Raw genomic sequence first — 12556 nt, forward strand, 5'->3', positions numbered from 1 at the left:
TACCACCCGGAAACGGGGAAATGGGACGACCCGCGTGGGCCGCCCATCTCGATCCCGCTGTTTCAGCCGGCGAGCAGCTTGAGCATCTGCTGGACCTGATCGCTGCGGGACTGTTTGACCCGCTCCGCGAAGGCCTTGGCCTGCTCGTTGCCGCCCTTGTCGAGTTCCAGCTGAGCGAACTCGACAGCGTTGTGCTGATGTGCGAGGAACAGATTGAGAAAGGCGGTCTCGAACTGTGCCTTCTTCATCGTCCTCAGCGCCGCGATCTCCTTGGCGCTGGTGGCGGGCAGACCACCGTGGTCGGCGTGCAGGCTGGTCCGTTCGTCGAGGGTGGCCGGCTTGCCCCACTCGGTGAGCCAGTTCGTCATCATCTTGATCTCGTCGGCCTGGGTGACCTGCACGGCCTCGGCCAGTTCGGCGATCTCGGGACGGGTGGCCCGGTTGGCGGCGATCCGCGCCATCTGCTGTCCCTGCTTCTGATTGTCGATCAGCATCTGCAGGAACATCACGTCGGTGTCGTTGAAGGCCGGCCCGGCGGTGATCTCGGAGACGTTCTTGACGTTCTGCGTCTGCACCACGGTGGCGGCCGGTGCGGCCTCCTTCTCGACCGCGGTGCCGCAGGCCCCGAGCAGAAGCGGGGCGGAGGCGACGAGCAGCGCGGCTACGTGGCGGGCCTTCACAGCGGCAGCCAGAGGGCGAGCGTCCAGATGCCGGGCTCCCAGCTGCGGATCGCCTTGTGCGCCTGGCGGCACTTGTAGGAGACGCCCTCGTAGGTCACCACGTCACCGATCTTGTACGACACTCCCGGCGCCCACGCGGTCCCGTTCGCCGGAGCCGTCGTGCCGGTCGGTGCGGCGGTCGGCGCCTTGGTCGGTGCGGTCGTCGGCGCGGTGGTGGGCGACGAAGTCGGAGCCTTCGTCGGGGCGGCCGTGGTCGGCGCCGTGGTCGGCGCCGTCGAGCCGGAACCACCGATGTTGACGTCCACGCAGTTGTAGAAGGCGGCTGCCGTGTCGCCGATGTTCCACACCGCGAGGACCGTCTTCCTGCCCGAGAACCTGCTCAGGTCGACGGTGTGCGAGACGGAGGCCGCCGGGATGGCGTTGTTGTCGTCGAACGCGGCGACCGCGGTACCGTCCACGAAGTACTCCCAGGTGGCGGTCCGGTGCCGGGCCGTCAGCACCCAGTTGAAGGTCACCGACCCGCCGACGGTAGCGGCCGGCCAGTTCTTGGACTCGTCGTTCAAGACCGTGAAGTTGGCGTTTCCACCGTTGCATTGCCTGGACCCCTTCGGAGCCTCCACGCTCTGTGGCTCGAACTGGATGGCGCCACAGTTCGCGACCGTCCCGGCGGCGCAGAGAGCCTGGCGGCTCGGGGGCGAGGAGACGTAGCCGTGTGCCAGGGCGGGCGACGCGACGGCCAAAGTCGATGCGACCATCCCGAGGGTAGTAGCCAGCGGGTAGGCGATCTTCCTGCGCATGTCAGCTCTCCAGTGGTTCGACCTGGCAGTTACCGGCCGGAACATTAGGAGCGGCTGCCATAACGGAGCCTTAAAGGAACCGTCAAAGGTCTTTAAAAGCGCGGTCTAACGTCGTTTACGCTGTTCAGCGGGCTCGAGAACGGGTGCGTGAAGCAGGAATCCGATGCGCGCGCCACCCAGGGGGCTACGGTCGATGACCAGTTGCCCACGGACTGTCTCCGCGGTCCGGCGCACGATGTCCAGACCGAGACCGGTCGAACCGGCGCCGCTCACCCCGCGCTTCACGGCGGTCTCCGGATCCGGGATGCCGGGCCCCGCGTCGTCGACGAGCAGCCCGCTGGCCGAGACGCTGACCCGGAACGCGGTGCCGTCCGGGGTGTGCGAGAAGACGTTGCCGAGCAACGCGTCCACCACCAGGATCACATCGCTGACCGGCATCGGGATCATGACCGGTTCGTTCCCGCCGACCACCTCCCACGGGCGCTCCTGGTCCTCGGCCAGCACCGACCAGAAGGCGAGCCGGTCGGCCAGGACCTCGACCAGGTCGCACTGCTGGGAGCCGCGCTTCTCGATGCTGCCCAGCCGGGCGCCCGTGATGATCGCCTCAAGCTCCTCGTCGAGCAGGTCACAAGCCTGCCGCATCCGCTCCGCGATCGGGCCGGGCGGCATCGCCTCGACATCGAGACGAAGGCCGGTCAGCGGCGTACGCAATCGGTGGGAGAGGTCCGCGGCGAGCTCGCGCTCCCGGTCGAGCAGGCGCCGCAGATCGTCGGCCATGCCGTTGAAGGCGGTGGCGGCGTCGCGCAGCTCGCGCGGGCCGATCGGGGTGATCCGCTCGTTGAGCTCACCACCGCCGAGGCGACGGCTGGCCGCCGCGAGCCCGCGGGTGGCCCGGACCAGTTGGCTGCCGAGCCGGTCGGCGAACAGGACCGAGCCGCCGACCAGGACGACGGCGAGCGCGCCCAGGTAGAGCCAGGCCCGGCCGACGCCGCGCCGGGTGTCCGCCTCGGGGATGAACACCTCGACGACCACGGTCCGGCCGTCGGTCAACACGGTCGGCTGCAGGTAGGCGACCCCGCCGGCGCTGTCCGCGGTGGCGGCCCGGCGCTCCTGCGCGGCCCGCTGCACGGTGGCGTCGCTGAGGTGGGTGGCGCCGATCGGCTCGATGCCCGGCAGGTGGATCGCGAGGTTCCCGGCGCTGCCGGCGGCGGTGCTGGCCACCGCGTTGGTGAGCGAGACCAGGTCGCTGTCGATGCCGAGCACGGTGACCATCGAGGTGGCCTGCTGCCGGGCGTCCGAGATGGCCCGGTCGTACGCGATCTGCCGGGTGGCGACGGCGAGCGGCACCAGGAAGGCGAGGGCGACCATCGCGGTGATGGCCAGCGCCAGCCGGTTGAGCGCCCACCTCATTGCGGATCGACCATCATGACGCCCACCCCTCGAACGGTGTGCAGGAAACGCGGTTTCGCGGCGGTCTCGCCGAGTTTGCGGCGCAGCCACGAGATGTGGACGTCGATGGTCTGCTCCTCGCCGATCCGGGCCTGCTGCCACACCTGGTTCATCAGTTCACGCCGGCTGATCACCTGGCCGACCCGCTCGGCAAGATACGCGAGGACGTCGAACTCGCGCCGGGTCAGCTGCAACGGCTCGCCGCGCAACTCCACCCGCCGCTGTCGTGGCTTGATCACCAGCTCGCCCACGATGATGGTGTTGGGCTGCTGCTCGGTGGTGGTCCGGGCGCGGCGCAGCACCGCCGAGATGCGGGCCAGGATGTGCCCGCCGGAGAACGGTTTGGTCACGTAGTCGTCGGCGCCCGCCGAGAGCAGCGCGATGATGTCCGCCTCCGACCGCCGTGCGGTGGCGACGATCACCGGCACGTCGGAGACGGTCCGCATCATCCGCAGCGCGTCGGTGCCGTCGATGTCGGGCAGCCCGAGATCGAGAATGACCAGGTCGGGCCGCTCCTGGGTGACGATCTTCAACGCCTGGGCGGCCTGACCGACCGGGCGGACGACGTGCCCCGCCTCGGTCAGCGCACGGGTCAGCGCGGCCGTGATGATGCGGTCGTCCTCGACCAACAGGATCATCGCCATGGCGGTGATCCTAGGACCAGGTGAGAAGATGGCCTCGTGCGATCTTCCTGGTGGGTGCCGATAGCGGGCTGGTGTCTGGCGACCGCGACGAGCATCGTGCTCGGCTCGGTGGCGCTGTCGCCGGTGCTGACCGCGGCTCGCGCCGACTCGGGAGCCCTGCCCGATATCGATCAGTTGCCGGCGCCGGCCGCGGTGGCCGAGACCAGTGACACGCCGCCGCCCGCCGAGACGACCGCGCCGGCCCGCACCACCCGGCCCACCACGTCGGCGAAACCCGGCCGGACCCGCCCCTCGTCGGCCCGGCCCACCGGCGGCACGACCACGCCGGCCCCCACGACGAAACCGCCGACCACCACCGAGAACGGGTGGACCGTCACCACCAGTGACGGCGTGAAGACCTACGTCCGGTCCTTCACCACCGACGGTGGCACGGCTGTCATCAGGATGACCAGCAAGGGCATCATCTCCCTGGTCACGGCCACCCCGGCGGACGGCTACCGGGTGGAGAAGACCGGCTCGGACACGAACCTCGCGGTCTACTTCAACGAGACGAACCACAGCTTCATCGTTCACGCGATGTGGTGGAACAACGCGCCGTTCGTCGAGGTCACCGAAGTGGGCGGCTGATCGCGCCCGGCGGGACGACGGCGGCGAAACGATCACCACCTGATCACGTTCGTCGCGCGGCTCTGCCGCTTCGGCCGAGAGGGCCATAAAGTGCCTCCTAGGTGTACGGACAGGAGGCTCCCGGGTGACTTACGGCGTGTACGAGTTGACGGCCGGACGACCCACCGGTGTCCTGGCCGATGTCTGGGGCCGATCACTGGTCCGGGACGTGGTGCTCGTCGCCGGGGCGGCCGGAGCGGTCGGGCTGGCCGCGCAGATCTCCTTCCCGGTCCCCGGCTCCCCGGTCCCGATCACCGGGCAGACCTTCGCCGTCCTGCTGGTGGGCGCCTCGCTGGGCGCGACCCGCGGCGCCGCCGGCATGCTGCTGTACGTGATGGCCGGCGTCCTGGGCGTCCCGTGGTTCGCGGACGGCGCCTCCGGCTGGCCCTCGGCCACCGCCGGCTACCTGGTCGGTTTCGTCCTGGCGGCCGCCCTGACGGGCCAGCTCGCGGCCCTCGGCGGGGATCGCCGCCCGGTCCACACGATCGGGCTGATGGCCGCCGGCAACGCGCTGATCTACCTGGTCGGCGTGCCGTGGCTGGCTTTCTCCACGGGCGTCGGCCTGACCACCGCGGTGAGCCTGGGTCTCACCCCGTACCTGTTGGGCGACGTCTTGAAGATGCTGCTGGCGGCGGGTCTGCTGCCGGGCGCCTGGGCGCTGGTCCGCCGGCATGCCGGCACCGGGCACGACCGCTACTGACCCACGCCGGCCCTTAACCCACAGGCTGTGTGCACAGCCTGTGGATAACTCGAACAGATGTGCGAATCCGGTCAGCGGATCACCCTGGGTAGTCCGATCCGGGTTCGCACGCCGGGCGACGAATGCACCAGCGGGGCACCTTCCGGCATCGGCAGGCCGGCTGCCGTGGTCAGGTCCTGCTCCAGGTCGAGCACCCGCGCCCGGTGCAGCGCCCACGGCGGATGCCACACGTCGACGCTGGTCAAGCGGCCGGCGACCACGGTGTAGAGCCGGTGCTGGGTGGTCAGGAAATGGTCGGTCCGGTCCAGCTCGGCGGCCGGGAACGGCTCCCCGGAGCGGACCCGAAGCCGGTAGCCGGCGCCGCGCGGCTCAGCCCGCCGGCGGCCGCGATACTCGGTCACGTCACCGTCGGTGCGCAGCGACATCCGTGACCACCGGTACGGCAGGTTGAGCCCGGCGCGCGCGGCCACCACGGCCGGCAGGCGGGCGGCGTCGAGCGAGAAGAAGTAGATCCCGGCGCCCCCGTCCGGGCCGCGTACGTAGGTGCGCAGGTTGGTCTCCGGGAAGGTGGAGAGCCAGGGCAGGGCGGGCAGCCAGGGTGGGCGGATCTCGTCCATCAGGAACGGGAGCATGCCCACCCAGACCTGACCGTTCTCGGCGTCCGGGGTGAGGCCGGGTGGCAGCAGCGGGCTCACCGCCTCGGCCGGGTAACGCCAGTGCAGGAACGTCATCCGGCGCCACCACTGGATCATCGTGGCGATGCGGACCTCGGCCATCGGCGGGGCGAGCACGTCGACCACCTCCCGCCCTCCAGTGTCCCGGTCGGCGAAAGGCGGCGCGCGGCGCCCGTACTAATCGGGGGTCGCACGGTCGTCCGGCGCCCACGTGCCGGACGACCCGTCGCGCGTCCCAAGGCTCTGATCAGATGTCGAGGTTTCCCTCGATCCGCTTCAGCTGGTGCCGGGCCAGTGCCAGGTTGGCGCGATCCTTGCTCAACGCCAGGTAGATGAACAGGCCCTGCCCGGAGCGGCCGGTCAACGGGCGGATCAGGTGGTACTGGCTGTCCAATGTGATCAGGATGTCCTCGATCTTCTCGTGCAGGCTCAGCATCTCCATGGCGCGCAGCTTCGCCCGCACCACCTCGGTGTTCGCGGCCGACGCCACCTGGAGGTCGAAATCTCGGCTCCCGCCGGCGATGCCCAGCGCCATACCGCTGGATCGGTCGACCAGGGCGGCGCCGATGGCGCCGTCGATCTGCATCGCGTCCTTGAGGGCTACGTCCATTTCCGGCATCTCGGATGTCCTCCCACTCCTCGGGTCTGGGCCTGAGCGTGGTGGACATCGGCCGGGAGCGGTCGCACACGATGTCCGCCTCAGCGGCATCGGTCCATGGGATCAATATGACGGGCGACGGCCGAGTTGAAGAAGTCTTCAACTCAAGAACTGGTCAGGACTTCACGTAGCGCTACGTCGGGGGCGCGATCACGGAAAGAAAACCTTGAGGGGTACGCCGTAACCGCGCCCGGTCCTTCGCAGTTGGCAGTCGGGGAGGAGAACGCGACGTGTCAGTGCCGCTCTACCAGGCGAAGGCCGAGATGTTCCGGACCCTCGGGCACCCGGTCCGGATCCGGGTGCTGGAACTGCTGCAGGACGGCCCGAAACCGGTCCGCGACCTGCTCGCCGAGATCGACGTCGAAGCGTCCAACCTCTCCCAGCAGCTCGCCGTCCTGCGCCGGGCCGGCATCGTGACGTCGTTCCGCGACGGCGCCCTCGTCATGTACATGCTCAGCACCACGGACGTCGCCGACCTGCTCGCCGCGGGCCGGCGCATCCTGGGCGCGGTGCTCACCGATCGCGACGGTCTTCTGGTGGAGCTTCGCGCTCAGGGCTCGGCGGGCCGGATCGAGGGTTGATGATGGCCGCCATCAGGGCGAGCACCGGGAATCGGCGCTTCCAGGCGTACACCCGCGGGGTCGGCGGAGGAACCACCGGTGACGCCGGGACGATCTCCTGGCCGAGTGGCGCGGGCAGCGGGATCATCGCGCCGGAGGCGCGCCCCACCTCGCGCAACCGGGCCGCGAAGACCGCCATGCTGTCGACCGCGGGAACCGGCGTGACGACCTCGTCGAAGAGCCGCGACAGACCGGGCCAGACCGAGATGATCCGGTCGGCGCGGTCCGGGTCACCGGGCCAGTCGTCGCCGGTCAGCGCGCGGAACAGCAGGGAACCGAGGGCCGTCACGTCACCGCCCGGCGTGGGCGCGCGCATGCCGAGCGGAAGCGGCGCCACGAAGTCGGTGAGCATCGGGTTGCCGGCCGTGTCGATCAGGACGGACTCCGGGCGGATCCGGCCGTGCGCCATCTGCGGGCGCATCGAGTGCGCCCAGGCCAGCGCGTCGGCCAGGACGAGCGTGACCTGGAGGGCCTCGGCCGGTGACGGCGGATCGTCGCGCAGCACGTCGGCGAGGGTGCGGCCGTCGACGGGGTCGAGCGCGAGCCAGGGACGGCCGGTCGCGGTGACGCCGCCGGAGCGGACCGGGACGATCGCGGAATTACCACTCAGACCGACCGAGGCGGCGACATGCGCGGCGAAGGCCGACTCCTCGGCACGGTCCCGGACGAAACGGTGGAAGAGCTTCAGCACCACCCGGCGGCCGGCCCGTTCGTCCCAGGCCCGGTAGAGAATCGCGTCGGCGCCGGTGCTCATCCGCTGCAAACCGGTATAGCCGGCCGGGGTGTCGATCCCCGCCACGTATCACTCTCCCCTGCCGGTCCTGGAGTAGCGATCTCACCCCACCTCGCCGCTCGCACCGTCATCCGAAGGGTTGTGAACCGAGTCACTTCCGTAACGCAGGCGCCCGGTGCGGACAAGTGCGCGTCACCCGTACCCGGTTCAGCGGCCGTCGATCTCCGCACGCAGGCCGGTGGCTTCCTCCTGCAGTGCACGCGCCTGCTCGGCCTGCCGCCGGCTCACCTTCGGCTGGGCCAGGATCCGGTCCGCCTGCTGACTCAGGGCAGCCGCCAGGCCCGGTAGCTGCCGGCGCCGGTTGGCGGCGACGCTCTCGCGGCAGATCTCGACGGCCTCGGTGCCCAGCGTGATGGCAGCCTCGGAGTGTCCGGCTTCATCGAGCCGTTTCGCCTGTTCGCGTAACAGCAAGGCGTGGTAGGGCAGGAATCCGGCGCGGTTGGCCGCGAAGGATTCCCGTGCCAGGCGGATGGCTTCGTCGCCCGTGTCCACGGCCGGGCCGATTCGCCCCATGACAGCGAGTTGATCGGCCAGAAAGCCGAGCGCCCGCGCCAGCCAGGGAAGGTGTACGGCACGGTTCTGGGCTGCCAGTTTGCGGCGCAGCGCGACGGACTCCCGGTAGAGCCGCAGCCTCTCCTCGTCCGTTTCCACGAGACTGGCGTGGTTGCTGACCGCCTCAGCCAGTTTGCCGAGGTACGCGTCAGGTTGGGAGGCGGCCAGCGCCCGGTAGATCTCGAGCGCCTCGGCCATCACCGGCCGGGCTTCGTCCTCCCGATCGGTCGTGGCGAGCCCGATCGCGTACGACGTCAGCGCCGACGCCAGGCCGGGCCGTCCCGCCACCGGGTCCGCGGCACTGATCTCCCGCTGCAGCTCGACGGCTTCCCTGGATGCCGCCAGGCACTCGTCCCAGCGGGCGACCTTGGTGAACATGATGGTCTGGTTGGACAGCGCCCGGGCCAGGCCGGGCAGATACGCGAGACGGTTCCGGGCGGCCAGCGCACGGTATCGGGCGACGGCCTCGGTCGCTGTGTCCAGTGCCTCCTGCCAGCGGCCGGCCCGCAACAGCCGATTGGCGTCGTTGGTCAGGGCGCGGGCCGCCTCGGCCTCCAATGTGGTGGCGTCGGCCTGTCCCGAGCCGGTCGCCTGCTCGTGCGGCCCGGTGTTCCGCTGCTTGATCGCCCGCCGCGCCGAGGTCAGAGCCTGTTCGCTGACGGCCGATGCCTCGGCGTCCTCGCCGGTCGCCGCCAGCACCTGTGCCAGCGTGCCCTGGATCCAGATGCCGGCGCGCTCCGGCAGCGCGGCGGTGGCGCCGGCCGCCGCACGGGCGTGTGGCAGGGCTTCGACGGCCCGCCCCGACTGCAGGAGGCGGGCCGCGAGGTTCGCCTGCGCCAGCGGTAACGACTCCGGGCGCCCGCGGCCCGCGGCCGCCACCTCCTGTGCCAGCGCGAGCGCCTCCTCGGCGCGCGACAACGCGCCGGCGGTGTCACCCACCGCCGCGAGGTCGCCCGAGTGGTAGAGAACCGCCCGGGCCAACAGCGGGACGATCTCGGTGCGGGGGACCCGCCGGAGGTTCCGCAACAGGCGCACAGCCTGCTCTTCGAGGGCCAGCGCCTCGGCGTGACGACCGGCGTCGGAGAGCGCCACCGCCTCGTTCACCAACTCCGCGGCGCGACCCCGTGCCGCCGGATCCTCGCCCCGCAGCCGGTGAAGCCAATCCATGGGCGCAGACCGTACACCTGGTTGATCGAGCACCGCCCCGGCCGCCGGACCCCGATACGCAGTGATCTATGTCTCCGCGCGCCGGCCGGGGAGCATCAGATGCTTCGGTACCCGGCGATGGTCGCGGCCAGGATGTCGGCACCGGGACGCTGCCACAGCTGCTCGTTCATGACCTCGACCTCGATCGGGCCGGTGTAGCCGGCCTTGGCCACCGCGTCGTGGAAGGCACGCATGTCGACGCAGCCGTCACCGGGCAGGCCGCGGCCGGTCAGAACGCCCGCCGGCAGCGGGGTGATCCAGTCGGCCAGCTGGTAGATCGCGATCCGGTCGCCGGCCGCCTCGATCTTCGGCAGCACGGTGTCGTCCCACCACAGGTGGTACGTGTCCACGGTGACGCCGACCCGGCCGGCCGGGTGCTGTTCGGCGATCGTCATGGCCTGGTCCCAGGTGTTGATGACGCAGCGGTCGGCCGCGTACATCGGGTGCAGCGGTTCGATCGCCAGGGTCACCCCGGCGGCGGCCGCGTGGGGCACGAGCCGGGCGATCGCGTCGGCGACGTGCCGGCGCGCCCCGGCGATGTCCTTCGAGCCGTCCGGCAGGCCGCCGGAGACCAGCACCAGCACGCCGGTGCCGAGGGCCGCCGCCTCGTCGATGGCCCGGCGGTTCTCGTCGAACCAGCCGTCCAGCTGGAAGAAGCCGCTGCGGCAGAGCGTGGTGACGGACAGGCCGGCGTCGCGGACCAGGGCGGCTGAGCGCTCCAGACCGTACTCGGCGACCGGCTCACGCCACAGCGCCACCTTGTCGACACCCGCGTCCACGCAGCCCTTGACCATGTCGGTCAGCGGCCAGTGCTTGGCGGTGATCTGGTTGAAGGAGAACCTGTTCATCCCACCATCACCTCGAAGAACCTGTTCGCCCGGCGGGCCGCCAGGTCGGGGTCGGGAAGCAGGCCGGCGGTGTCGGCCAGCTCGATCAGCTCGGCGAGATGCGGCACCGAACGGCCCGACTGGAGGCCGCCGACCATGGTGAAGTGGTCCTGGTGCCCGGCCAGCCAGGCCAGGAACACGATGCCGGTCTTGTAGTAGAACGTCGGCTTCTTGAAGATGTGCCGGGACAGCGGGACCGTGGGCGCGAGGATCCGGTCGTACTCGTCCAGGTCACCGCGGTCCAGGGCGGCGAAGGCGGCGGCAGCAGCCGGGGCGATCGCCGCGAAGATGCCCAGCAGCGCGTCCGAGTAGCCCTGCTCGTCACCCCGGATCAGCTCGGGATAGTTGAAGTCGTCGCCGGTGTAGAGGCGGACGCCCGCGGGCAGGCGACGGCGCAGCCGGATCTCGTGATCGGCGTCGAGCAGCGAGATCTTGATGCCGTCGACCTTCGCCGGGTTGCTGTTGATCAGCTCCAGCACGGTCTCGGTGGCCTTGTCCACGTCGGACGAGCCCCAGTAGCCCTCCAGCGCCGGGTCGAACGCCGTGCCCAGCCAGTGCAGCACGACCGGCTCGTCCGACTCGTCCAGCAGCTCGCGATAGACGCTGAGATAGTCGTCGGCGTCGCGGGCCGTCGCCGCGAGATGCCGGCTGCACATCAGCACCGGCGCGGCGCCGGCCGTGAGGACGTCGGTCAGCTGCTCGGAGTAGGCCCGCCGGAGCTGGTCGAGGGTGGTGGGGCCGGGTGGGAGCTGGTCGGTGGCGACTCCGGCGACGATCCGCCCGCCACCTTCGGCGGCGCTGCGCCGGATCAGCTCCTTGGTGGCCGCGTAGTCGAGGCCCATGCCGCGCTGCGCGGTGTCCATCGCCTCGGCGACGCCGAGCCCGTGGGACCAGAGGTGACGCCGGAAGGCCAGCGTCCGGTCCCAGTCGAGGACCGCCGGGGCGCCGGGCGAGTTCTCCGCGCGCGGGTATGCGACCACATGGGCGGCGGCGTACGCTATCCGGCTCGACGGCGGCCCGGCCGGCTTCTCCCAGCTTCTCGTGGTGAGTGTCAGCTTCCGCCCGCCGGGCAGGTGGACCGTGCTCACAGCGCGATCCGCTGCCCGCTGCGGGCCGACTCCAGGCCGGCCTCGGCCAGCCGCACGCCCCGGGCGCCGGAGGTGAAGTCCCAGTGGAACGTCTCGCCCGCCACGACGTGCCGCAGGAACGCCTCCCACTGCACCTTGAACCCGTTGTCGAACTCCTCGTTGTCCGGCACCTCGGTCCACTCGTCGCGGAACGACTTCCCGGTCAGCGGCAGGTCCGGGTTCCACACCGGCTTCGGCGTGGTGGCCCGGTGCTGGATCTTGCAGGCGCGCAGGCCGGCGACGGCGCTGCCGTGGGTGCCGTCGACCTGGAACTCGACCAGTTCGTCCCGGTTCACCCGGACCGTCCAGGAGGAGTTGAGCTGGGCGATGATGCCGCCCTCCAGCTCGAAGATCGCGTAGGCGGCGTCGTCGGCGTCCGCCGGGTACTTCTCGCCGCGTTCGTCGACCCGCTCGGTGACGTGGGTCGCCGTGGTGCACTGGACCGTGCGGACGTTGCCGAAGAGTTCCTCGAGGACGTAGTTCCAGTGCGGGAACATGTCCATCACGATGCCACCGCCGTCGGCGAGCCGGTAGTTCCAGGACGGCCGCTGGGCCACCTGCCAGTCGCCCTCGAAGACCCAGTAGCCGAACTCGCCGCGTACCGACAGGATCCGGCCGAAGAAGCCACCATCGATCAGGCGCTTCAGCTTGCGCAGGCCGGGCAGGAACAGCTTGTCCTGCACCACGCCGTTCTTGATGTTCGCGGCGGCGGCCAGCTCGGCCAGCTCCATCGACGCGGCGGAGCTCTCGGCCAGCGGCTTCTCGGTGTAGACGTGCTTGCCGGCGGTGATCGCCTGGCGGATCGCCTTCTCCCGCTGGGCGGTCACCTGAGCGTCGAAGTAGATCTCCACGTCCGGGCGGGCCAGAGCCGCGTCCAGGTCGGTGGTCCACTCGGTGAGGCCGTGCCGGGCCGCGACGGCGGCCAGCTTGTCGGGGTCGCGGCCGACCAGGATCGGCTCGGGCCAGATGTGCCCGCCACCGGCCAGCGGCACGCCACCCTGCTCGCGGATGGCGAGAAGCGAACGAACCAGGTGCTGCCGGTAACCCATCCGCCCGGTGACACCGTTGACGATGATGCCGATCGATCTGCGCGCTGCCATGTG

14 protein-coding genes are annotated in these 12556 nt (G+C 70.6%); 3 read left to right on the forward strand and 11 right to left on the reverse strand.

All coding sequences use genetic code 11. From position 1 onward, the window contains the following. Window positions 1–62: 62 nt before the first annotated feature. The 4 genes from AB0I88_RS31425 to AB0I88_RS31440 all read right to left on the reverse strand — a co-directional run bounded on the left by AB0I88_RS31425 (window position 63) and on the right by AB0I88_RS31440 (window position 3570). The gene (locus AB0I88_RS31425) at window positions 63–680 is read right to left on the reverse strand and encodes a DUF305 domain-containing protein (RefSeq protein ID WP_361032800.1); all 618 of its coding nucleotides are present in this window, start codon (window positions 678–680) and stop codon (window positions 63–65) included. Then, entirely contained in the window at window positions 677–1477 is an 801-nt protein-coding gene (locus AB0I88_RS31430; protein ID WP_361032803.1) for a lytic polysaccharide monooxygenase, read from the reverse strand. Before AB0I88_RS31430 ends, AB0I88_RS31425 begins: the two co-directional genes overlap by 4 nt. Window positions 1478–1582: 105 nt before the next feature. Beyond that, on the reverse strand, window positions 1583–2887 hold the full coding sequence (locus AB0I88_RS31435) for an ATP-binding protein (RefSeq protein ID WP_361032806.1): 1305 nt from the start codon (window positions 2885–2887) through the stop codon (window positions 1583–1585). Further along, complete coding sequence (locus AB0I88_RS31440; RefSeq protein ID WP_361032809.1) at window positions 2884–3570, reverse strand: response regulator transcription factor; 687 nt, start codon at window positions 3568–3570, stop codon at window positions 2884–2886. The genes AB0I88_RS31435 and AB0I88_RS31440 overlap by 4 nt, the downstream gene beginning before the upstream one ends. Window positions 3571–3606: 36 nt before the next feature. On the opposite strand from AB0I88_RS31440, the gene AB0I88_RS31445 reads away from it, so the two are divergent. Then, a complete protein-coding gene (locus AB0I88_RS31445; protein WP_361032812.1) occupies window positions 3607–4197 on the forward strand; it encodes a DNA mismatch repair protein MutL in 591 nt (196 codons plus the stop codon). A 124-nt stretch (window positions 4198–4321) separates the two neighbouring features. Beyond that, window positions 4322–4936, forward strand: a complete 615-nt coding sequence (locus AB0I88_RS31450; RefSeq protein WP_361032815.1) for a biotin transporter BioY — start codon at window positions 4322–4324, stop codon at window positions 4934–4936. A gap of 71 nt (window positions 4937–5007) precedes the next feature. Here the strand turns inward: AB0I88_RS31450 and AB0I88_RS31455 are convergent, their stop codons facing one another. Beyond that, window positions 5008–5727: a DUF2071 domain-containing protein gene (locus tag AB0I88_RS31455; RefSeq protein ID WP_361032818.1), complete on the reverse strand. Its 720-nt coding sequence runs from the start codon at window positions 5725–5727 to the stop codon at window positions 5008–5010. A 130-nt stretch (window positions 5728–5857) separates the two neighbouring features. Continuing rightward, window positions 5858–6229: a hypothetical protein gene (locus tag AB0I88_RS31460; protein ID WP_361032821.1), complete on the reverse strand. Its 372-nt coding sequence runs from the start codon at window positions 6227–6229 to the stop codon at window positions 5858–5860. Between the two features lie 269 nt (window positions 6230–6498). Here AB0I88_RS31460 and AB0I88_RS31465 point away from each other — a divergent pair, with 269 nt between their 5' ends. Continuing rightward, window positions 6499–6849, forward strand: a complete 351-nt coding sequence (locus tag AB0I88_RS31465; protein WP_361032824.1) for a metalloregulator ArsR/SmtB family transcription factor — start codon at window positions 6499–6501, stop codon at window positions 6847–6849. Here the strand turns inward: AB0I88_RS31465 and AB0I88_RS31470 are convergent. From AB0I88_RS31470 to AB0I88_RS31490, 5 genes are all read right to left on the reverse strand, one after another. Continuing rightward, a complete protein-coding gene (locus tag AB0I88_RS31470) occupies window positions 6782–7687 on the reverse strand; it encodes a hypothetical protein (RefSeq protein WP_361032827.1) in 906 nt (301 codons plus the stop codon). The two genes, AB0I88_RS31465 and AB0I88_RS31470, sit on opposite strands and share 68 nt — an antisense overlap. A 141-nt stretch (window positions 7688–7828) precedes the next feature. Further along, window positions 7829–9400: a hypothetical protein gene (locus tag AB0I88_RS31475; RefSeq protein WP_361032830.1), complete on the reverse strand. Its 1572-nt coding sequence runs from the start codon at window positions 9398–9400 to the stop codon at window positions 7829–7831. 95 nt (window positions 9401–9495) lie between these two features. After that, window positions 9496–10287 (reverse strand): sugar phosphate isomerase/epimerase family protein, encoded by a 792-nt coding sequence (locus AB0I88_RS31480; protein ID WP_361032833.1) that lies wholly within the window; start codon window positions 10285–10287, stop codon window positions 9496–9498. Next, window positions 10284–11414: a dihydrodipicolinate synthase family protein gene (locus tag AB0I88_RS31485; RefSeq protein WP_361032836.1), complete on the reverse strand. Its 1131-nt coding sequence runs from the start codon at window positions 11412–11414 to the stop codon at window positions 10284–10286. The genes AB0I88_RS31480 and AB0I88_RS31485 overlap by 4 nt, the downstream gene beginning before the upstream one ends. After that, window positions 11411–12553, reverse strand: a complete 1143-nt coding sequence (locus AB0I88_RS31490) for a Gfo/Idh/MocA family oxidoreductase (RefSeq protein ID WP_361032839.1) — start codon at window positions 12551–12553, stop codon at window positions 11411–11413. Before AB0I88_RS31490 ends, AB0I88_RS31485 begins: the two co-directional genes overlap by 4 nt. Window positions 12554–12556 lie beyond the last annotated feature (3 nt).

It is taken from the genome of Actinoplanes sp. NPDC049802 (assembly GCF_040656595.1).
Taxonomy (GTDB): domain Bacteria; phylum Actinomycetota; class Actinomycetes; order Mycobacteriales; family Micromonosporaceae; genus Actinoplanes.